The following is a 22018-nucleotide window of genomic DNA, read 5'->3' on the forward strand; positions in this document are numbered from 1 at the left end:
CATTGGAATTCTTGAAAGTGAAAACGGAAGACGGCATTGCGCTGGTCGCCATTAATCGGCCACCGGCGAATGCGCTTTCACAAGGTCTGGTGAAAGAAGTAAACGAACTCCTGGATCTCGTCGAGCATGATGACGAAGTCCGTGTAGTCGTCCTGCACGGTGAAGGAAGGTTCTTCTCTGCCGGTGCTGACATCAAGGAATTCACCGAAGTTCCCGATGCGGCCGGCTTTACCAAGCTTGCGGACAATGGACAGCAAGTGTTCGAACGTCTCGAGAATTTTTCTAAGCCGGTCATTGCCGCAATCCACGGCGCAGCACTCGGCGGAGGGCTCGAACTTGCCATGGCGTGCCATATGCGGTTTGTCACGGCAGGTGCCAAGCTTGGCTTGCCTGAGCTCCAGCTTGGGCTGATTCCGGGGTTTGGCGGCACTCAGCGTCTGCCGAGGTATGTCGGTCGGGCAAAAGCGGCCGAGATGATGCTGACGTCGGATCCGATCTCCGGCGAGGAGGCGGTTTCCGCAGGGCTGGCCAATCAGGCATTTGGTGAAGAAGAGCTGCTGGAAGGAACCCTCGCAATCGCGCGTAAAATCGCTGATAAAAGCCCGGTATCGGTCCGTGCTGCGCTCCGCATGCTCCAATACGGCAAGCATGACGGATTCCATGAGGGCGTAAAGGCGGAAGCGGCCTCGTTTGGGGAAGTTTTTGCATCACAGGACGCAAAAGAAGGAATATCCGCATTCCTTGAGAAGCGGAAACCTGTATTCCAAGGAAAGTAAGACACGAAGGGGAGGATGGCAAGATGAACATTTACGCACTGGTGAAACGCACATTCGATACGGAAGAGAGAATTTCCGTCCAAAACGGCGAAATCGCAGAGGACGGCGCAGAATTCATCATCAATCCATACGATGAATATGCAGTGGAAGAAGCAATCCGTGTTCGCGACGAGCACGGCGGGGAAGTGACCGTCCTTACGATCGGTTCCGAAGAAGCAGAAAAGCAACTGCGCACGGCTCTTGCCATGGGCGCCGATAAAGCGGTGCTCATCAATACTGAAGACGACCTCGACGAGCTGGACGAGTTCGGTGCAGCGACGATCATTGCGGAATTCCTGAAGGATAAAGATGCGGATCTCATCCTGGCGGGCAACGTGGCGATCGACGGCGGTTCCGGACAGGTCGGCCCGCGTGTGGCTGAACTTCTCGGCATCAACTATGTCACGACGATCACAGAACTGAAGATCGACGGGGACAAGGCGACCGTCATCCGCGATGTTGAAGGCGACTCTGAAACGATCGAGGCCCAGATGCCGCTTCTCATCACGGCCCAGCAGGGTCTGAACGATCCTCGCTATCCGTCCCTGCCGGGGATCATGAAAGCGAAAAAGAAGCCGCTTGATGAGCTTGAACTCGACGATATCGATCTCGAAGAAGACGATGTCGAAGTGAAGGTTGAGCGTGTGGATGTCTTCCTTCCGCCTGAAAAACAGGCCGGCCGTGTTCTCGAGGGCGACCTCCAGGACCAGGTCAAGGAGCTTGTCCAACTGCTCCGCACCGAAGCGAAAGTCATATGAGCCGACCGGCACATTCGATACAGGAGGGGTAAACTATGTCCAAAAAAGTGATTGTTCTAGGGGAAGTACGCGACGGTGCACTGCGCAACGTCTCGTTTGAAGCGATTGCAGCAGCCAAGAAGGTTTCCGGCGATGGCGAGGTCGTCGGTGTCCTGATCGGGGATTCTGTCCAGGACCTCGGCCAGGAACTGATCCAATACGGAGCCGACCGCGTCGTGGCGGTTGAGCATCCGCATCTGAAGCATTATACATCCGACGGATACGGCCAGGCATTCATGGCTGTCCATGACCAGGAAGAGCCTGAAGCGATCGTCTTTGGCCATACGGCGCTCGGCAAGGACCTGTCACCGAAAATCGCGGCGAAGCTCCAGAGCGGTCTGGTCTCTGATGTGACGGAAATCGAGGGCGAGGGCGATGATGCCGTCTTTATCCGTCCGATCTATTCCGGCAAGGCGTTTGAAAAGGTCAAGATCAACGAAGGCCCGGTATTCTTCACGGTCCGCCCGAACAACATCGAGCCGCTTGAACAGGACGCCGGCCGCTCAGGCGATGTCTCGACAGTCAGCGCAGACATCCAGAACCTGCGCTCCGTCGTGAAGGATGTCGTCACGAAGGCGACTGATGGTGTCGACATGTCAGAGGCGAAAGTCATCGTGGCAGGTGGCCGTGGTGTCAAGGGACCTGAAGGCTTCGAGCCGCTCAAGGAGCTCGCGGACCTTCTCGGCGGCGCAATCGGCGCATCCCGCGGTGCCTGCGATGCCGACTACTGTGACTACTCGCTTCAGATCGGTCAGACAGGAAAGGTCGTCACGCCTGACCTTTACATCGCGGCAGGCATTTCCGGCGCCATCCAGCACCTTGCCGGCATGTCCAACTCCAAAGTGATCGTCGCGATCAACAAAGACCCGGAAGCCAATATCTTCAAGGTGGCGGACTACGGCATCGTCGGGGATCTTTTCGAAGTCATCCCGATGATGATCGAAGAGATCAAGCAGCTTAAGGTCAACGCCTGATCATTGCGGGGCTGTCCGATTCAATGGGCAGCCCTGCTACTGTTGCCACGCCAGAATAGATTTCTGCAGGGCGGGTAGACAGTTAAGGAACCGCATCAAATCAAGCGGTTAGCCGAACAGGCAGAACATTCGCCGGCCATTCGGGCAGGTGCTATAATTAGCCCAGAGTGGTTAATCATGAGGAGGTAATCAAATGGCTATTCAACACGCAACCGATCAAGATTTCCAAACAAAAGTATCCGACGGGCTCGTTCTCGTCGACTTCTGGGCAACATGGTGCGGACCGTGCAAGATGATCGCGCCTGTACTTGAAGAAGTCGATGCAGAAATCGGCGACAAAGTTCAGATCGTCAAAGTCGATGTGGACGAAAACCAGCAGACAGCCGGAAAATACGGCATCATGTCGATCCCGACACTTGTCCTCTTTAAAGACGGTGAAATCGTCGACAAAGTCGTCGGTTTCAATCCGAAAGAAAAGCTTGTCCAGTTTATCGAGCAGCACGCGTAACAAAAAGAACGCTGACCGGGTCCCTCTGAGGTGCCCGGTTTTTTTGGCAGGTGAAACCATATGAATGAAACAATCCGCCAGAAACTGGCGATTTTGCCCGACCAGCCGGGATGCTATCTCATGAAAGACCGGCAGGGCACCATTATCTATGTCGGCAAGGCGAAAGTACTCAAGAATCGTGTCCGCTCCTATTTCACCGGTTCGCATGATGCCAAGACGCAACGGCTTGTGAGCGAGATCGAGGACTTTGAATACTTCGTCACATCCTCTGACATCGAAGCGCTCATCCTGGAGCTGAATCTGATCAAAAAGCATGATCCGAAGTACAATATCATGCTTAAGGACGATAAAACCTATCCCTATATCAAACTGACCGCCGAACGGCATCCGCGCCTGATCGTGACGCGGAAAGTCAAGAAAGACAAGGGCAAGTACTTCGGTCCTTATCCGAATGCCTATGCCGCGCAGGAGACGAAAAAACTGCTTGACCGGATTTATCCGCTCCGGAAATGCAACACGCTTCCGGACCGGGTATGCCTCTATTACCATCTCGGTCAGTGCCTGGCACCATGTGTCAATGAGGTCACTCCGGAGACATACCGTGAGATGACGGCCGGCATCACCAGGTTCCTGAATGGCGGGTACAAGGAGGTCAAGGATGACCTGTCCCGCAAGATGCAGGATGCGGCGGAAAAACTGGAGTTCGAACGGGCGAAGGAATACCGTGACCAGATCTCGAATATCGAAGCCGTCATGGAAAAGCAGAAAATGACGACGACAGATATGACTGACCGGGACGTGTTCGGCTATGCAGTCGACAAAGGATGGATGTGCGTCCAGGTATTCTTTATCCGGCAGGGCAAGCTGATTGAAAGGGATGTTTCGCTTTTTCCGATCTACCGCGATCCGGAGGAGGAATTCCTGACGTATATCGGGTCATTCTATGACAAGCCGGAGCATATTCAGCCAAAGGAAATTTTCTTCCCTGAAGGGACGGACCTGGAAATTGTCAGCCAACTGCTCGATGCAAAGGTCACGGTGCCGCAGCGCGGACAGAAAAAAGACATGGTTAAACTTGCTGAGAAAAATGCGCAAATCGCACTTTCCGAGAAGTTCCAGCTGATCGAGCGCAGAGAGCAGAGGACGGTAGGTGCCGCCGAACAGCTCGGCGAAGCAATGGGCATCGCGACGCCGCTCCGCATTGAAGCGTTCGACAACTCCCATACATTCGGTGCTGAGGCGGTGTCCGCCATGGTCACGTTCGTCGACGGCCGGCCCGATAAAAAAGGTTACCGGAAGTACAAGACGAAGACTGCTTCCCGCCATGACGACTATGGAGCGATGAGGGAAGTGGTCCGCAGAAGGTACGTCCGTGTACTGAGGGACAATCTTCCACTTCCGGATCTGGTTCTCATCGACGGAGGAAAAGGTCAGATCAGCGCCGCAAAGGAAGTCATAGAGGACGAACTCGGTCTCGACATCCCTGTTGCCGGCCTCGCAAAGGACGATAAGCACCAGACTGCGCTTCTCCTGTACGGGGACCCGCCTGAAGTTGTTCCGCTTAAGCGGACCGGCGAAGCCTTTTACCTGCTCCAGCGGATCCAGGACGAAGTGCACCGGTTTGCCATCACGTTCCACCGGCAGCGGAGGGGAGCGAAATCTCTCACTTCCTCACTGGACGGGATTCCGGGAGTCGGGGCAAAGCGGAAAAACCAGTTGCTCAGTCATTTCGGATCGGTCAAGAAGATCCGCGCTGCTGACGTGGACGAACTTAAGGAAGCGGGACTTCCGCAATCCGTCGCGGAAACAGTGCAGCAATATTTCAGGGAGCAGGACAAGGCAAAAGAAGAAAAGACATCCGGTACCGGCGAATAAAGGAGGAACGGGATGAACTGGAGAATCGTCGAGGATGCCATCCTCAAGGCGCGGGAGGAAGGGAAGTTCAATAACCTTCCCGGCGCCGGCAAGCCGTTGCCGAAGGACGAACTTGAACATGTGCCGGCCGACATCCGTATGGCGGTCAGAATCCTGAAAAACAGCGGTTACGATGAAGAAGCCATGTTCGTGCAGAGAGAAATGACCGAACTGGGCGGCAGGCTGAAGAGTGCCCCCGAGGAGGATAAGTCTGAGCTGGAGCAGGCCTACAACCAGCAGATGAGGAAGATGAATAGCCTGCTTTCAAAAAAGGGAGTGCGCACCAACAGTTCCGCGTTCAGGCAATACAGCCGGCAGGTCAATGACCGCCTGAAATGGGACTGACCTTAGCCAAGTGGGGCTGTCGGAGCAACCGGACTCGGCAAATGGAATAGCAAACGGCACGGACACCGGCCCGCGTTAAGCGACCAGAGTCCGTGCCGTTTGCAATTTTCTCCCCGAACTTATGGGACAGTAACGGGGTGCTTATTCCCAAGCCAACGTCAGTTTGACAATGCCTTGCCGCCGGTCCGCCTCCGGCCGGCACTCAGTGATCCGGTCGTGGATTTTCTGATACTGACCCGCCAGAAAACCGGCTTCGACGGAAAAGCAGCGCCGGCCTTTCCTGACCAGTTCCGGATTGGGTTTAAGTTCATAAGTGATCTCCCTTTTGCCGGTCGATTCAATGCTGAGGATTCCCCAGCCCGCTTCATTGAAAAAACCGGCAGCTTCATCCATATCAAAGAGGGGAAATTCGGATGCCAGTTCCTTGCCGGCCCAGTACAGGATTTCATCCTCATGTCTGCCAAGGACTGATGGAAGAATATAATCGCGGAAAAGAGTATAGCCGAACTCTGTCGGTTTTTCGTTTTCCTTTCCGGCATTTTCCGGTTTCAACTCCATTTATGCTCGCCTCTTCCATTGGAAAAACTTGACCGGAAGCTTTTTTAGCTGCCCGGGAACCGCATACGCGGCTTTTGTCGAAAATGTGACCGTCACCTTGATTTCCCTCTACTTGAGGAGTACAATGGTCATGTCTTAAATATTGTAAACATGATTAAATATGCAGTCAATGTACGCTTCCGCCGGCAGGCGGGGGCATCCTTGTCTGCCTGTTTATCAGTACTAAGGGGGGTAAAAGATTTCATGAGAGATTCTGATTTTGGCTTGCGCCGGCTGCATTCGCTGCTTGGGATTCTCCCGATCGGCCTGTTCCTAACGCAGCACCTTATCATCAACCACTTTGCAACACAGGGGGTTGAGGCATTCAACAGGGCGTCGGACTTCATGGGCAACCTGCCTTTCGTTCTCTGGCTTGAGTGGATCGTCATCTACATCCCGCTCATGTTCCACGCGTTTTTCGGCCTTTATATCGCGTTTACCGCCAAGCCGAACACGAGCCGCTACGGTACATATCGCAACTGGATGTTCTTCCTGCAGCGGATTACAGGTGTATTCCTTGTAATCTTCATCGCTTGGCACATCTGGCAGACGCGTGTCCAGAAGGCATTCGGTGCAGAAGTCGACTTCGACATGATGGCAGACATCGTCGCCAATCCTCTTATGCTCGCGTTCTACGTGGTCGGCATCGTCTCCGCGACGTTCCACTTGGCGAACGGCTTCTGGTCGTTCCTCGTCACATGGGGCATCACGCAGTCTCCGCGTTCGCAGCGCATCTCTACGTTTGTCATGATGGGTCTGTTCCTCGTCCTGTCCGTGATCGGCATCCGTGCCATCTTCGCATTCGTGTGATGACTGGCATCCCGTGTCACCTACTTTGATCTAACTGAGGAGTGAAAGATAGAATGGCGAAAAGCAAGTTGATCGTCGTCGGCGGCGGCCTCGCCGGCCTGATGGCGACGATTAAGGCTGCCGAAGCAGGCACGCCCGTCGAATTATTTTCCCTGGTCCCTGTAAAACGTTCCCACTCCGTCTGTGCACAGGGCGGCATCAATGGTGCGGTCAACACGAAAGGGGAAGGCGATTCCCCAATGATCCACTTTGATGACACTGTGTACGGCGGTGACTTCCTGGCGAACCAGCCACCTGTCAAGGCGATGGCTGAAGCGGCACCGGGAATCATCCACCTGATGGACCGGATGGGCGTCATGTTCAACCGGACCCCTGAAGGTTTGCTTGACTTCCGCCGTTTCGGCGGAACGCTCCACCACCGTACGGCATTTGCCGGAGCAACGACCGGCCAGCAGCTTCTTTACGCGCTGGACGAGCAGGTCCGACGCTTTGAAGTGGAAGGCCTCGTCAAGAAGTATGAAAACTGGGAGTTTCTCGGAGTCGTTCTCGACGACGAAGGCGTCTGCCGCGGAATCTCCGCTCAGAACCTGAAAATAATGGAAATCCAGACATTCCGCTCGGATGCCGTCATCATGGCGACCGGCGGACCTGGAATCATCTTCGGCAAGTCGACAAACTCCGTCATCAACACTGGTTCCGCTGCGGCAATCGCTTATCAGCAGGGCGCAACTTACGCGAACGGCGAGTTCATCCAGATTCACCCGACAGCAATCCCAGGAGACGACAAACTCCGTCTCATGTCCGAGTCCGCCCGCGGTGAAGGCGGCCGTGTCTGGACTTACAAGGACGGCAAGCCTTGGTACTTCCTCGAAGAAAAGTACCCGGCATACGGAAACCTCGTGCCGCGTGACATCGCGACACGTGAAATCTTCGACGTCTGCGTCAACCAGAAACTCGGTATCAATGGCGAGAACATGGTTTACCTTGACCTCTCTCATAAAGATGCGCATGAGCTGGATGTCAAGCTCGGCGGAATCATCGAAATCTATGAGAAATTCACGGGCGACGATCCTCGCAAAGTACCGATGAAGATCTTCCCGGCAGTCCATTACTCGATGGGCGGCCTCTGGGTAGACTACGACCAGATGACGAACATTCCCGGACTGTTTGCTGCAGGTGAGGCAGATTACTCCATGCACGGCGCAAACCGCCTCGGTGCAAACTCCCTCCTGTCCGCAATTTACGGCGGCATGGTTGCCGGCCCTAACGCAGTCAAGTACATGGAAGGCCTCGACAAGCACGCCGAGGACCTGTCGTCCACGCTGTTTGACGGTGTCGTCAAGTCCGAAGAGCAGAAGTGGGACAACATCATGAAGATGGATGGCACGGAAAATGCTTACGTCCTTCACAAGGAACTCGGCGAGATCATGACGGACAACGTTACGGTCGTGCGCTTCAACGACAAGCTCCAGGAGACGGACTACAAGATCCAAGAACTTCTCGAGCGCTACGAGAACATCAACGTCAACGACACGTCCCGCTGGTCCAACCAGGGTGCGGCATTTACCCGCCAGCTCAAGAACATGCTATACCTGGCACGGGTCATCACAATCGGAGCTCTTAACCGTGACGAAAGCCGCGGTGCGCACTTTAAGCCGGACTTCCCTGAGCGGAACGACGAAGAGTTCCTGAAGACGACAATGGCTTCGTTCAACGGTGCCGCCAACGCACCGAAGTTCGAGTATGCCGATGTCGATGTTTCCCTGATCAAGCCGCGTAAGCGCGACTATACATCCAAGCATTGATCTCTGAGAAAGGAGACGCATAAAAATGGCTGAAAATGCTGTAAAGGAACGGAATGAGGCGACGGCCGCAAAGACCGTCCAGTTTAAGATCCAGCGTCAGGATAGCCCGGAATCGAGCCCTTACTGGGAAACGTTTAATGTCCCGTACCGCCAGAACATGAACGTCATTTCGGCGCTCATGGAAATCCGCCGGAACCCGGTGAACTCCGAAGGCAAGAAAACTTCTCCGATCCAGTGGGAAATGAACTGTCTCGAGGAAGTCTGCGGTGCCTGCTCGATGGTCATCAACGGCCGCCCGCGCCAGTCTTGTACGGCGCTTGTCGACCAGCTGACCCAGCCGATCACACTTGAGCCGATGCGCACGTTCCCGGTCGTCCGCGACCTGGTCGTCGATCGTGAAGTCATGTTCGACTCGCTCAAGAAGGTCAAGGCATGGGTGCCGATCGACGGTACGTATGACCTCGGCGAAGGCCCGCGTATGCCTGAGCGCAAGCGCCAGTGGGCTTATGAACTTTCCAAGTGCATGACTTGCGGCGTATGCCTTGAAGCTTGCCCGAACGTCAACGACAAGACGAACTTCATCGGCCCTGCGCTGATTTCCCAGGTCCGTCTGTTCAACGCTCATCCGACTGGCGCGATGAACCGTGACGAACGTCTGGATGCCCTGATGCAGGACGGCGGACTCGCAGAATGCGGTAACTCACAGAACTGCGTAGTCGCCTGCCCGAAAGGCATTCCGCTTACGACATCGATCGCTGCAATGAACCGCGCAGCATCCGTATACTCCTTCAAGCGCTTCTTCGGTTCCGACCACATGGTCGACTGATTTGCGCCGTCCCCAGCGAACCGGTATGTCCGGTCCGCTGGGGATTTTTTTAATTGAAGAGAGAGATCAGCCCCTGAACGGCCGTGTCACCTGAGCAGGCAGTTTTATATAGTAGGAACATGCCCGTGCACCTTCTCAACATTTGTCTCATCTGATAATATATAAGAATGAATAGTCATTCATTTTAGTTGGCGGGAGGAATGGTCATGAGGGCATCATACATCGGGGATTTTAAGGAATGGAAAAAGGGGTTCAGCTTTTCGGTACCAGTCACTGTCCGATTCTCCGAGACGGATATGTTCGGTCATCTGAACAATACGGTCAATTTCACTTATTTTGAATACGCAAGGATCGAGTACCTGAAACACCTCGGCCTTATGGAGAATTGGCTGGATGAGGATGAAGGGGCCATTACGGTTGTTGCCGACCTTCAGTGTGATTATCTGAAGCAGGTATTCTTTGATGAACAGCTGGACATCCATGTAAAAACCGCCAGAGTCGGCAGCACTTCGCTGGATATCCACTATCTAGCGACCGACCGGGACGGGGAGCCGGCATTTACCGGACGGGGAACGATTGTCCAGGTGAGCAGGAAAACCGGCAAACCGCTTCCGTGGTCGGACAAAGCACTGGATGCAATCGGTGCCGCCTCGGCTTTATCGTGATAAACCTTTAAATGCCGGGCAAATGCCGTCACCGCCGGACCCGTCCCTTCATACTCTACGATGAAGAGTTGAGGGGAGGGGCGCTACGTGGCGGATGAGCTGCATCATCGTTCATTGCTTACCGGAAGGGAAAGAGAGATTTTCCAGCTGCTGGTGAAGGATCAGACAACGAAGGAAATTGCAGCCAAGCTGGGAATCAGCGAAAAGACCGTCCGGAATCATATTTCGAACACCATTCAGAAACTTGGGGTATCCGGACGCGCTCAGGCAATTGTCGAGCTTCTCCGGCTATCGGAACTCTCGCTTGACTAAATATACTTGCCATTCCGCAAGAAACCGTTCACAATATAAGTATTCAAACGGTTTCGGGAGTGGTGAGTTGATGGCTGGCTTGAACGGAGAGGACCTGCAGCATAACGGGGAAGAAATCGCCTTCGTCGAAAAGGAGCTGCGTCATATCGCTGCGCTGATCAAACAGAGCGGACGGGAGATTCTTGATAATTATCCAATCACCCCGCCGCAGTTCGTGGCACTGCAATGGCTGCTTGAACTCGGCGACATGACGATCGGAGACCTGTCGAATAAGATGTATCTGGCCTTTTCGACGACGACCGATCTCGTAGACAGAATGGAAAAGAACCGTCTTGTGAAGCGGGTCCGCGATGAACAGGACCGGCGAGTCGTCCGGATTCATCTGCTGGAGGACGGGGAACGCATTATCCAGGAAGTCATCGAGAAACGGCAGAAGGACCTTCAGGCCGTGCTGTCCGATTTTTCGGCGGATGAAGTCGTCCGGCTTTCCGGCATGCTGTCCAAGCTGCATAGCGGCATGAAGGAAGGCAGGAAGCGAAGAATGGATATGAAGAATAAAGAGTGATGGCGGCTGATGAAGCCCGGAGCAGAAGCGCTTCGGGTTTTTCGCTGTCCTGAAACGGTTATGATACGAGGAGACGGCAACTGCCGGGCGGAAGGAGCAGATACGGATGAACGAAGTGATTATTGCAACAAAAAACCGAGGGAAAGCAAAGGACTTTGAAGCGCTCTTATCACCCTATGGAATCAAGGTCCTCACTCTCTACGATGTGGCGCCGGAACTTGAAATTGAAGAAACGGGCACAACGTTCAGGGAAAACGCGGCTCTGAAAGCTGAGACTGTTGCAGAAAAGCTTGGAAAAATGGTGATTGCTGATGACAGCGGCCTTGCAGTGGATGCACTGGGCGGGAAGCCGGGCGTCTATTCAGCGCGCTACAGCGGTAAGGGGGCAACGGACGAGCGCAATATTGAAAAGCTGCTTGCGGAACTTTCCGGTGTGCCGGATGAGGAACGCACTGCGCGTTTTGTCTGTGTACTTGCGGTCGCAGCACCGGGTACGGAAACCCGCTTTTTCGAGGGAGCATGCGAAGGGCGGATTCTCCGCACTCCTGCAGGGGAGAACGGCTTCGGTTATGATCCCGTCTTCTATGTTCCAATGGAAGAGCGGACCATGGCACAGCTGACGCCGGAAGAGAAAGCAGTCGTATCCCATAGAGGAGAAGCGATCCGGAGCCTCGAGGAACAGGCAGGGGAATTGTTTGGTGAAAAGCAATGACGGCCCGGCGCATTGCAGTGATGAGCGATTCTCATGGTGACAAAGAGACGGTCCGTCAGTTTCTGGACAAGCAATCGGGTTCGGATTACCTTGTCCACTGCGGTGACAGCGAGCTTTCGGCGGAAGATATGCTTCTTAGAGAGATGATCGCTGTAAAAGGCAACTGCGATCAGGAGGGGCTGCCCGAGAACCGGATGCTGGAATGCGGTAGTTTTCAGGTTCTCGTCACGCATGGCCACCTGGATCGGGTGAAGACCGGTCTGCTGCCGCTGCGCTACAGGGCCGAGGAAGCCGGAGCGGACATCGTCCTGTTCGGCCATACCCACCTTTACGGGGCGGAAGTGCATGACGGGATTTTGTTTGTGAATCCGGGAAGCACGCACAGGCCTCCGCCCGGCCGCCCGGCCACCTACGTAGTGATCGAAGAAAAAGCGGAAGGTGTGTCGGTCAGCTTCCTGCAAACGGACGGGACGGAAGCGGATTCTGCAGACTTTCCGGAATTTCAGAAACGCCGTTGACTTTCGGCAGCGGGGAACCTATAATTATCTTTGTCTTGCGCAGCCGCATGGTTGCCTTGTCCCAGTAGCTCAGTAGGATAGAGCAACAGCCTTCTAAGCTGTCGGTCGGGGGTTCGAATCCCTCCTGGGACGTCAAAAGCATCGCCGGGGGCGATGCTTTTTCATTTTCGCAACGCCGCAGAGTCCTTTGGGCACAGATTTTATAGGGCGGAAAAGCATATGCACAGCTTCCTGCGGCTATGCTATTATGGATGACAAAGAGAGGGGGATGGGACGCATGGGCAGGAAGAGGCGACAGCTCAGAAAACATGGCAACGTCATCGTCATGCCGGGCACCTTTGAACGGCTGATGGGTGACGGGCTGCGTGCCGTTTCCGAAGAGCGGTATGACGACGCAGCTCCGCTTATCCGCCAGGCCCTCTCCTACGAAAGCGGCAATGCCAGCCTTCTCGGTGCGCTGACCGTCTCCTTGTACGAACTGAGGGAGTATGCGGAAGCTAAAGAGGCAGCCACCCGCTATTTGCAGGCAGGCCCCGCCAACTACATCGAGGCGATGGAGCTCTATCTGTCCATCTGTATCCAGCTGAGGGATTACGACGAAGTGGAAGACACCATCTCCGCTCTGCTCGATGAGGGAATCATCCCGCCTGACAGACGGGAGAAGTTCCTTTATCTCCAGGGACTCAACCGGAGACTGACTGACCGCTACGACGAGCCGCCTGAAGCACCCGAAGAACCGCCGGAACTGGCTGATTTCCTGTCACTGCCCGAAGGGGAACAGCACAGCCGCCTTTCGTCGGTGCCGGACAATGAGCTGCCCGCATGGGGAGCATTCCTGGCAATGCTGGCGGCACATGAAGAGGCGTCTTCTCTCCTGAAAACCTATTCGCTTGTGCTTCTCGCAGGCATCGGATATTCTTCTCCGGTGACAGTCAGGAAGTTCGGTTTGGAGGAAACTGTCGTCCCGTCACAGTTGTCCGGGCCTGAGGATATGCAGAAGGCCGGTAAGGTGGAGGCCATCCTGAAAGAGCAGTTCGCACAGGACCCTTCAAAAGAACAGATCGCCGCCCAGCTTCTGCGCACCTACCGTTTCACAGCCTATCCAATCGAGTGGCCGGGCCTGTCCGCAGAGGAGGTTGCCGACGCGTACCATACATATATCGAAAGCCTGTTTGACGGCACTGATGCCGGTGCACATCCGGTCATCGATCTCATCAACAAAATCGAATTGTTCCATAACGGCCGGCAGCTATGAAATTCTTGAATATGGACACATCTGTGCTATACTGAGAAAGTTGTCAAACCAGTGAACGCAAGCGCTGATAAGCGAATTATATCGTCTGGAGGTATGTAAACATGGCAGTAAATTGGGAAAAGCAAGAAGGAAACCAGGGAGTCCTCACGTTTGAAGTCCCTGCAGAGACATTCAACAAGGGGCTTGACCAGGCTTTCAAAAAGGTCGTCAAGCAAGTGAACGTACCGGGCTTCCGCAAAGGAAAAGTCCCGCGCAAAATCTTCGAGCAGATGTTTGGCGTTGAATCCCTCTACCAGGATGCAATCGATGCAGTCCTGCCTGAGGCATACTCCAATGCAATCGACGAAGCAGACATTTCTCCGGTGGCACAGCCGGAAATCAATGTTGAAGAGATTGAACAGGGCAAGCCTGTCGTCTTCACGGCTAACGTAACGGTCAAGCCTGAAGTCAAACTTGGCGAATACAAAGGCCTCGAAGTCGAGCGCCAGGACACAGCTGTCACTGACGAAGAAATCGAAGAGCAGCTGAACGACCGCCGCCAGGGCAATGCCGAATTCGTCATCAAAGAAGATGAGGCGGCAGCCGAAGGCGATACAGTTGTCCTCGATTTCGAAGGCTTCACGGACGGCGAAGCATTCGAAGGCGGAAAAGCGGAAGGCTACGAGCTTGAGCTCGGATCCGGAAACTTCATCCCAGGCTTCGAAGAGCAGCTGGTCGGCGTAAAAGCGGGCGATTCCAAAGACGTGGAAGTTTCCTTCCCTGAGGAATATCATGCAGCAGAGCTTGCAGGCAAGCCGGCAACGTTCAAAGTCACGGTCCACGAAGTAAAGGCACGTGAACTTCCTGAACTCGACGATGAGTTTGCAAAAGAAATCGACAGCGAAGTCGAAAGCCTCGACGAGCTGCGCAGCAAACTGAAAGAACAGACTGCCCAGGAGAAAAAAGACGCTTCCGAAGCGGCACTCCGTGACGAACTGGTCGAACAGGCTGCGAAAAACGCTGAAATCGAAATCCCTGAAGTGATGGTCGAGAGCGAAGTCGACCGCATGGTCCAGGAATTCGGCCAGCGCCTTCAGCAGCAGGGCATGACACTCGACCTTTACTACCAGTTCTCCGGCCAGGACGAAGCGGCACTCCGCGCACAGATGAAGGAAGATGCGGAAACACGCGTACGCGTATCCCTCGTCCTCGAAGCCATCGCGGAAGCGGAAGGCGTAACGGTCGGCGAAGAAGATATCCAGGAAGAGCTCCAGACGATGTCCGGCCAGTTCAACATGGACACTGAGCAGATCAAGCAGATCCTCGGCGGCACGGAAATGCTCGAAAATGATATCCGCTTCAAGAAAACGATCGAGTTCCTCGTCGAAAACGCGAAAATCAGCGAATAATAACCTCAGCCCCCAGGGCAAAATTGAAAGAATCAGGCGCCGGTTGACTCCAGCGCCTTCTTTCATACATTGAAGGGATTTTTCGTGCCACGCTTGACCGGGACGAAATGTTTGCCAATGATTAGGCAATCTTGTAAGATTGTCACTTGAATAGGGGTGAACGACTGTGTTTAAATTCAACGATGAAAATGAAAACCTGAACTGCTCCTTCTGCGGCAAACCACAGGAACAGGTCCGCAAGCTGGTTGCAGGTCCGGGTGTCTATATCTGTGACGAGTGCATCGAGCTCTGCTCTGAAATCGTCGAAGAGGAAGTCGGCACCGAAGAAGGATTCGAGCTGAAGGATGTACCGAAACCGCGCGATATCCAGACGATCCTCGACGAATACGTGATCGGGCAGGACCGCGCGAAAAAGGCGCTGTCCGTCGCAGTCTACAACCACTACAAACGCGTCAATTCCAACTCCAAGATTGATGATGTGGAATTGGCAAAATCCAATATCGTGCTCATCGGGCCTACGGGAAGCGGTAAGACCCTGCTTGCCCAGACGCTGGCACGCATTCTCGATGTGCCGTTCGCCATGGCGGATGCCACATCCCTGACAGAAGCCGGCTATGTCGGCGAAGACGTCGAGAACATCTTGCTGAAGCTGATCCAATCCGCGGACTACGATGTCGAGCGAGCCGAAAAAGGCATCATCTACATCGACGAGATTGATAAGGTTGCCCGGAAGTCCGAGAACCCGTCGATCACACGCGACGTATCGGGCGAAGGCGTACAGCAGGCGCTTCTGAAAATTCTTGAAGGTACGGTTGCAAGTGTCCCTCCTCAGGGCGGCCGCAAGCACCCGCACCAGGAATTCATCCAGATCGATACGACGAATGTCCTGTTTATCGTGGGTGGTGCGTTCGATGGCATCGAAGATATCATCAAGCGCCGGATCGGCAAGAAGGTCATCGGTTTCGGATCCGAAAAGGAAAATGCGGACGAAGAAGTATCCCTTCTTTCCCGCCTGATTCCGGAAGATCTGCTCCGTTTCGGCCTGATCCCCGAGTTTATCGGGCGCCTGCCTGTTCTTGCGAGCCTGGAGCAGTTGGATGAAGACACGCTTGTCCAGATTCTTACAGGACCGAAGAATGCGGTCGTCAAGCAATATCAGAAGATGCTCGAGCTGGACGGTGTCCGCCTGACCTTCGAAGAGGAAGCACTCCGTGCCATTGCCGCCGAGGCGATCGAGCGCAAGACAGGCGCAAGGGGACTGCGGTCAATCATCGAGAAAATCATGCTCGATGTCATGTATGACCTGCCTTCCCGTGAGGATGTGCTCGACTGCATCATCACGAAGGAAGCTGTCACCGGCGGGGCGTCTCCGCTTCTCCTGGATGAGAATGGAGATCCGATCGACAACGATTCTGATAACGAAAAGACATCGGCTTGATCCAACAGGAAGAGCCGGCATCCTTCTGCCGTCTGAACGGCGCGGGCGGATGCCGGCTCTTTTCGCACCTGATGCGTTTTAACCCGTCCGGAAACGGACATGAATACATGGAGGTGACTCCGAATGCCGACAACTAAACTGAACCGCATCCCATACCTGCCTTTGCGCGGGATGCTGGTGTTTCCAAAAATGGTGCTCCATATCGACGTAGGCCGTGAACGGTCGATGGCAGCGATCGAGCAGGCCATCGTGGAAGAAAATAAGATCTTCCTCGTTTCCCAGCGTGATATTTCCGTTGAACAGCCGACGCTTGAAGAACTGTACGAAGTCGGGACGCTTGCTGAAGTGAAGCAGACGGTCAAGCTCCCGAACGGGACGATGAGGGTGCTGATCGAGGGACTGGACCGTGCGAAACTGATTGCCCTGGATGACGGGGAAACCTTTTCGACAGCCGACATTGAAGTGATCGAACCGGATATGGAAGCGGATATCGAGCACGAGGCACTGATGCGGTCTTTGCTCGAGCAGTTCAAGAAATATTCCAAGCTCTCCAATAAAGTCACAGATGAAACGTATGAATCGGTGGCGGATATATCCGAGCCCGGCCGACTTGCCGATATGGTGGCGGCAAATCTACCGTTGAAAGTGGCCGGCAAGCAGGAAGTGCTGGAACTGTTCAACGTGAAGGAAAGGATCGAATCTCTGATCAGCCGGCTTCTCAATGAGCAGGAAGTACTCAGCCTGGAGAAGAAGATCAATAAGCGCGTCAAAGAAGCAATGGAAAAGACACAGAAAGAGTTTTACCTGCGTGAGCAGATGAAGGCGATCCAGACAGAACTTGGCGATGCTGACGGCAAAGGCGGGGAAGCGGCGGAACTGCGTGAGCGGATCCTGGAATCCGGCATGCCGAAGCACGCCCTGACCGCAGCGCTTCGCGAGCTCGACCGCTATGAGCGCCTTCCTTCCGCTGCTGCGGAAAGCGGCGTGATCCGGAGCTATATTGACTGGTTGCTTGCGCTTCCGTGGTCCGAGGAAACAGAGGACCGCCTCGACCTGAACCGTGCCGAAAGGATTCTGAACCGTGAACACGATGGCCTGGAGCAGGTCAAGGAGCGGATTCTCGAATACCTGGCCGTCCAGCAGATGACCGGTTCGCTCCGCGGGCCGATTCTTTGCCTTGCCGGGCCGCCGGGGGTCGGCAAGACGTCGCTCGCCCGTTCCATTGCCGAATCACTCGGGCGGAAGTTCGTGCGGATTGCGCTTGGAGGCGTGAGGGATGAATCCGAAATCCGCGGCCACCGCCGGACTTATATCGGCGCAATGCCCGGACGGATCATCCAGGGTATGAGGAAAGCAGGCACGATCAATCCGGTCTTCCTGCTTGACGAAATCGACAAAATGTCAAACGATTTCCGGGGAGATCCGTCTTCCGCGATGCTCGAAGTACTCGATCCTGAACAGAACCACAACTTCAGTGACCACTATATTGAAGAAACTTTCGACCTGTCCAAGGTGATGTTCATCGCCACGGCGAACGATCTCAGCATGATTCCGGGACCGCTTCGCGACCGCATGGAAATCATTACGATACCGGGCTATACCGAGCTGGAAAAACAGCTGATCGCCAAAAATCATCTGTATCCGAGACAACTGGAGCGCCACGGCCTCACGAAGGCGCAGCTCCGCATCTCGGACGAGGCTTTCCTCTATTTGATCCAGTACTATACGCGGGAAGCCGGTGTCCGATCGCTCGAACGGCAGATTGCCGCCATCGCGCGCAAAGCGGTAAAACGGATCATCTCCGGTAAGAATAAGCGTGTCCAGGTATCACCAAAGGTGGTCACGGACATGCTCGGCAAGCCGAAGTTCCGCTACGGTATGGCCGAACTGGAAAATCAGGTCGGAGCCGCAACGGGACTGGCATACACGACCGTCGGAGGGGACACGCTCCAGATCGAAGTTTCCCTATCCGCGGGCAAGGGCCATCTGATCCTGACAGGCAAGCTGGGCGATGTCATGAAGGAATCTGCCCAGACGGCGCTATCGTATGTGCGGTCACACGCTGAGGAACTCAGCATCGATCCTGCTTTCCATGAAGATACCGATATCCACATCCACGTACCGGAAGGAGCCGTTCCGAAAGACGGGCCGTCGGCCGGCATCACGATTGCGACTGCGCTCGTGTCGGCATTGACAAAGCGTCCCGTACGGCGGGAAGTCGGCATGACGGGCGAAATCACGCTCCGTGGCCGAGTGCTGCCTATTGGCGGACTGAAAGAAAAGACATTAAGCGCGCACCGCGCGGGACTGACGACCATCATCATCCCAGCGGACAACGAACGGGATATTGAAGACATTCCAGATACGGTCCGTGAAGAGCTGACGTTCCATCCTGTCAACAACGTGACGGAAGTGCTGCAAATCGCACTGGAGGAGGAACGCAAATGAAAGTAAACCATGCCGAAATCACCATAAGCGCCGTCAAACCGGAACAGTATCCCGACGAGGGCTACCCGGAATTCGCGCTGGCCGGCAGGTCGAATGTCGGTAAATCATCGTTCATCAACAAGATGATCGGCCGCAAAAGTCTTGCCCGCACATCTTCAAAGCCGGGCAAGACGCAAACCTTGAACTTCTACAAGATTGAGGAGTCCTTCTATTTCGTCGACGTTCCGGGCTACGGCTACGCGAAAGTATCCAAGTCCGAGCGGGAGGTGTGGGGCAAGATGATCGAGCGTTATATGACGGGCCGTGAACAGCTTAAATCCGTCATCCAGCTGATCGATCTCCGCCACCCGCCGACAGAGGACGATATCCTCATGTATGATTTCCTGAAGCACTACAATCTGCCGACGATTATTGTAGCCACGAAGGCTGACAAGATCCCGAGAAGCAAACTGCAGAAGCACCGGAAAATCATCAAAGAAGCCCTTGACCTCGAAGAAGGCGATCCGCTGATCCTGTTCTCCTCCGAAACCGGACAGGGTAAGGAAGAAGCTTGGGCGGTACTTGAGGAACGCATGAGATGAATATGAAAAGAGCGGCGCCGGTCCCGGATGGGGATGGCGCTGCTTTTTTCTTGCAGGGAAGTGAATGATGAGACCGGTTGCGGGAATGATGAAAAGACGGTGCTGAATGACGAAAGCCCGCAGCGGAAATTTGGATTATTTCTGTAAAGCCATGCCAATCGAATGCATGAATCCCTTCCGGCATACATTGATACATTGAAAAGCAAGGATCGGGAATGTGAGTGCAGCGCGCCGGCAGGTTTAAGTTCTCTGCCGGATGTTTATAGACAACCATATCCTTTATTTACATCAGGCACGCCCTTTGATTCAACGGCCGCCTTTTGCTATACTTACTTTGTAATTATTATAAAGTGGCTTTCATGGCTTGTTCACAATTGCGCCGGTCAGATCCTGTCGGAACGTGATATAATGGGAGCCGTGAATGAAAGAACGTGAGAGGTGTGACACCTTTATGTATACAATTGTCGTCGGTGTAAACCACCGGACGGCGCCTGTCGAGCTCAGGGAACGGCTCAGCTTCCCGGAGTCCGACCTTCCCGCTGCCATGCAGGCGCTGCAGAATGAAAAAAGCATCCTGGAGAACGTCATCGTCTCGACATGCAACCGCACCGAGATCTATGCCGTCGGGGATCAGCTCCATACCGTCCGTTATTACGTCAAACGGTTCCTTGCAAAATGGTTCGGGATGGAGATCGAAGACATCGAACGGTACCTGGTCATCGAAGAGCAGGATGAAGCGATGCGCCACCTGTTCAGGGTCGCAGCGGGCCTTGACTCGATGGTGCTCGGGGAAACCCAGATACTGGGCCAAGTACGCTCCAGCTTCCTGATCGGCCAGGAATTCGGCACGACCGGCACGGTCTTCAACGAGCTGTTCAAGCGGGCGATCACCAATGCAAAGCGCGGCCACTCCGAAACGGAAATCGGCGAAAACGCCGTTTCCGTCTCTTATGCCGCTGTCGAACTCGGCAAGAAAATCTTCGGTTCGCTGAACCGCAAGCATGTCGTCATTGTAGGCGCGGGGAAAATGGGCGAGCTCGCCATTCAGAACCTCCACGGGGGCGGAGTCGGCAAAGTGACCGTCCTTAACCGGACGTTCAGCAAGGCGGAAGCGATGGCCGCAAAGTTCAACGGAACGGCCAAGCCGATGAACGAACTTCAGTGCGCTCTGCTTGAAGCGGACATCGTGATCAGTTCCACCGGTGCAAAAGATTTCGTCATCGACCACGGCATGATGGAATACGTCGAGAAGTTCCGCAAGGGCAAGCCGCTCTTCATGGTTGATATCGCGGTTCCGCGGGATCTCGATCCGAAAATCGGCGACCTGCCGAACGTCTTCCTTTACGACATTGATGACCTTCATGGAATCGTCGAAGCCAATCTCGCCGAACGCCGCAGGGCCGCAGACAAGATCATGGACATGATCGAAGCGGAAATTGTCTCGTTCGACGACTGGATGACCACGCTTGGCGTCGTCCCTGTCATCTCGGCTTTGCGCAAGAAGGCGCTCTCAATCCAGGAAGAAACGATGGAAAGCATCCTCAACAAAATGCCGGAGCTGACCGAGCGGGAAAAGAAAGTCCTCAGCAAGCACACAAAATCGATCATCAACCAGATGCTGAAGGAACCGATCCTGCAGGCAAAGGAAATTGCGGGTTCACAAGATGCCGCACGGCAGCTTGAACTGTTCCAGCGAATCTTCGGAATCGAAGAAGCCGTGGAAGAGGAGCGCGCAGAAACGGCAGCCCGTTCGAAGGAAAAGCGGGCTAAGGAAGCCAGCCTTGCCGCCATGAAACCGTCACCGGCTCACTGATTGTTTTTAAAGGGCGTTTCCGCATCTATGTGATACACTATAGACGCGGAAACGCTCTTTTTTAATAAGAAAGCAGAGGGTTTCAATGACCGAAATCGGACTGATAAGATTGCATGAGGTCATGGTCGTCCTCTATGCGGCCAGCCTTGTGTTTTATTTTATTGACTTCCTGAACAGCCAGCCAAAGGCGAGGAAGGCGGCCTTCTACACGCTCTCCGCCGTCTGGATCATGCAAACTGCGTTCCTTGTTGGAAATATCATAGAGGAGCAGCGATTTCCGGTGCTCAGCCTTTCGGAAGGCATCAATTTTTATGCATGGCTGCTCATTACGATGTCGCTCGTCGTCCACTTTTTCAGGAAGGCGGATTTCGCAGTGTTCTTCCTGAATGTGATCGGCTTTGCGGCTGTCGTCATCACGGCCTTCGGTGAAGCGGGAACTCCCGGCAGCGCGGTCGGAGAGACACTGATCTCGGAGCTGCTGTTTATTCACATTACGGCCGCGATGATCTCATATACGGCTTTTTCACTGTCTTTCGTTTTTGCGATTCTATATCTGTTGCTGTACCGTTCTCTGAAAAAGAAAAAATGGGACGGGCAATGGGGCAGGCTTCCTTCCCTTGATCAGGCGATTCGGGCGATGACGATTTCGGTTGTCATCGGGGTGCCTGTCCTATTGGTCAGCCTGATTCTCGGGCTGCAATGGGCTGTGATCGCAGCGGGGCCGTTTCCTTTATGGGACCCTAAGATCATCGGGTCATTCCTGCTGCTCGTCATCTATTGTGTTCTGCTCGTCCTGCAGAACCGCGGCAAGCTGAACGGGCCTGATATCGCGTGGGGCCATATCCTGGCATTTCTTGCGGTAATCGTGAACTTCCTGCTCGTCAGCAGGTTATCCATGTTTCATTTCTGGTATTGATATTTGAAAGGGTGGG

General features: G+C 54.4%; 22 protein-coding genes and 1 tRNA gene. 22 read left to right on the forward strand and 1 reads right to left on the reverse strand.

Annotation, left to right across the window (positions count from 1 at the left end; translation table 11 throughout):
- Positions 1-2 precede the first annotated feature (2 nt).
- The 6 genes from DZC51_RS00260 to DZC51_RS00285 all read left to right on the forward strand — a co-directional run bounded on the left by DZC51_RS00260 (position 3) and on the right by DZC51_RS00285 (position 5353).
- Entirely contained in the window at positions 3-776 is a 774-nt protein-coding gene (locus DZC51_RS00260; protein ID WP_157293355.1) for an enoyl-CoA hydratase, read from the forward strand.
- A gap of 23 nt (positions 777-799) precedes the next feature.
- The gene (locus tag DZC51_RS00265) at positions 800-1573 is read left to right on the forward strand and encodes an electron transfer flavoprotein subunit beta/FixA family protein (RefSeq protein WP_157293356.1); all 774 of its coding nucleotides are present in this window, start codon (positions 800-802) and stop codon (positions 1571-1573) included.
- 35 nt (positions 1574-1608) lie between these two features.
- Positions 1609-2586, forward strand: coding sequence for an electron transfer flavoprotein subunit alpha/FixB family protein (locus DZC51_RS00270; protein WP_157293357.1), 978 nt, complete (start codon positions 1609-1611; stop codon positions 2584-2586).
- A gap of 193 nt (positions 2587-2779) precedes the next feature.
- Positions 2780-3094, forward strand: a complete 315-nt coding sequence (trxA, locus tag DZC51_RS00275; RefSeq protein WP_008301163.1) for a thioredoxin — start codon at positions 2780-2782, stop codon at positions 3092-3094.
- A gap of 60 nt (positions 3095-3154) precedes the next feature.
- Complete coding sequence (uvrC, locus tag DZC51_RS00280; protein WP_157293358.1) at positions 3155-4969, forward strand: excinuclease ABC subunit UvrC; 1815 nt, start codon at positions 3155-3157, stop codon at positions 4967-4969.
- A 12-nt stretch (positions 4970-4981) separates the two neighbouring features.
- On the forward strand, positions 4982-5353 hold the full coding sequence (locus DZC51_RS00285) for a DnaJ family domain-containing protein (RefSeq protein ID WP_157293359.1): 372 nt from the start codon (positions 4982-4984) through the stop codon (positions 5351-5353).
- Positions 5354-5494: 141 nt separating this feature from the next.
- On the opposite strand, the gene DZC51_RS00290 is transcribed toward DZC51_RS00285, so the two are convergent.
- Positions 5495-5911 (reverse strand): DUF2507 domain-containing protein, encoded by a 417-nt coding sequence (locus DZC51_RS00290; RefSeq protein WP_157293360.1) that lies wholly within the window; start codon positions 5909-5911, stop codon positions 5495-5497.
- Positions 5912-6154: 243 nt separating this feature from the next.
- Between DZC51_RS00290 and DZC51_RS00295 the strand changes: the two genes are divergently transcribed.
- The 16 genes from DZC51_RS00295 to DZC51_RS00370 all read left to right on the forward strand — a co-directional run bounded on the left by DZC51_RS00295 (position 6155) and on the right by DZC51_RS00370 (position 22002).
- Positions 6155-6760, forward strand: a complete 606-nt coding sequence (locus tag DZC51_RS00295; RefSeq protein ID WP_157293361.1) for a succinate dehydrogenase cytochrome b558 subunit — start codon at positions 6155-6157, stop codon at positions 6758-6760.
- A gap of 53 nt (positions 6761-6813) precedes the next feature.
- On the forward strand, positions 6814-8565 hold the full coding sequence (gene sdhA, locus DZC51_RS00300; protein WP_157293362.1) for a succinate dehydrogenase flavoprotein subunit: 1752 nt from the start codon (positions 6814-6816) through the stop codon (positions 8563-8565).
- A 25-nt stretch (positions 8566-8590) separates the two neighbouring features.
- A complete protein-coding gene (sdhB, locus tag DZC51_RS00305) occupies positions 8591-9391 on the forward strand; it encodes a succinate dehydrogenase iron-sulfur subunit (protein WP_157293363.1) in 801 nt (266 codons plus the stop codon).
- A gap of 206 nt (positions 9392-9597) precedes the next feature.
- Positions 9598-10056 (forward strand): acyl-CoA thioesterase, encoded by a 459-nt coding sequence (locus DZC51_RS00310; RefSeq protein WP_157293364.1) that lies wholly within the window; start codon positions 9598-9600, stop codon positions 10054-10056.
- An 87-nt stretch (positions 10057-10143) separates the two neighbouring features.
- The gene (locus DZC51_RS00315; protein ID WP_157293365.1) at positions 10144-10368 is read left to right on the forward strand and encodes a helix-turn-helix domain-containing protein; all 225 of its coding nucleotides are present in this window, start codon (positions 10144-10146) and stop codon (positions 10366-10368) included.
- Positions 10369-10438: 70 nt separating this feature from the next.
- The gene (locus tag DZC51_RS00320) at positions 10439-10933 is read left to right on the forward strand and encodes a MarR family winged helix-turn-helix transcriptional regulator (protein ID WP_157293366.1); all 495 of its coding nucleotides are present in this window, start codon (positions 10439-10441) and stop codon (positions 10931-10933) included.
- Between the two features lie 106 nt (positions 10934-11039).
- Entirely contained in the window at positions 11040-11645 is a 606-nt protein-coding gene (locus tag DZC51_RS00325) for an XTP/dITP diphosphatase (RefSeq protein WP_157293367.1), read from the forward strand.
- Positions 11642-12163 carry a metallophosphoesterase gene (locus DZC51_RS00330; protein ID WP_157293368.1) on the forward strand — a complete coding sequence of 174 codons (522 nt, stop codon included), beginning with the start codon at positions 11642-11644 and terminating at the stop codon, positions 12161-12163. The genes DZC51_RS00325 and DZC51_RS00330 overlap by 4 nt, the downstream gene beginning before the upstream one ends.
- A gap of 58 nt (positions 12164-12221) precedes the next feature.
- Positions 12222-12295, forward strand: a tRNA-Arg gene (locus DZC51_RS00335).
- Between the two features lie 145 nt (positions 12296-12440).
- Positions 12441-13418, forward strand: a complete 978-nt coding sequence (locus DZC51_RS00340) for a tetratricopeptide repeat protein (RefSeq protein ID WP_157293369.1) — start codon at positions 12441-12443, stop codon at positions 13416-13418.
- 101 nt (positions 13419-13519) lie between these two features.
- Entirely contained in the window at positions 13520-14806 is a 1287-nt protein-coding gene (tig, locus tag DZC51_RS00345; protein WP_157293370.1) for a trigger factor, read from the forward strand.
- 166 nt (positions 14807-14972) lie between these two features.
- A complete protein-coding gene (gene clpX, locus DZC51_RS00350) occupies positions 14973-16244 on the forward strand; it encodes an ATP-dependent protease ATP-binding subunit ClpX (RefSeq protein WP_157293371.1) in 1272 nt (423 codons plus the stop codon).
- Between the two features lie 123 nt (positions 16245-16367).
- The gene (gene lon, locus DZC51_RS00355; RefSeq protein WP_157293372.1) at positions 16368-18692 is read left to right on the forward strand and encodes an endopeptidase La; all 2325 of its coding nucleotides are present in this window, start codon (positions 16368-16370) and stop codon (positions 18690-18692) included.
- Positions 18689-19273 (forward strand): ribosome biogenesis GTP-binding protein YihA/YsxC, encoded by a 585-nt coding sequence (gene yihA, locus DZC51_RS00360; protein WP_157293373.1) that lies wholly within the window; start codon positions 18689-18691, stop codon positions 19271-19273. The genes lon and yihA overlap by 4 nt, the downstream gene beginning before the upstream one ends.
- A gap of 451 nt (positions 19274-19724) precedes the next feature.
- Positions 19725-21086: a glutamyl-tRNA reductase gene (gene hemA / locus DZC51_RS00365; protein ID WP_157293386.1), complete on the forward strand. Its 1362-nt coding sequence runs from the start codon at positions 19725-19727 to the stop codon at positions 21084-21086.
- Between the two features lie 85 nt (positions 21087-21171).
- On the forward strand, positions 21172-22002 hold the full coding sequence (locus DZC51_RS00370; protein WP_157293374.1) for a cytochrome c biogenesis protein: 831 nt from the start codon (positions 21172-21174) through the stop codon (positions 22000-22002).
- Positions 22003-22018 lie beyond the last annotated feature (16 nt).

Source organism: Bhargavaea sp. CC-171006, assembly GCF_009761675.1.
In the GTDB taxonomy this organism is placed as follows: domain Bacteria; phylum Bacillota; class Bacilli; order Bacillales_A; family Planococcaceae; genus Bhargavaea; species Bhargavaea changchunensis.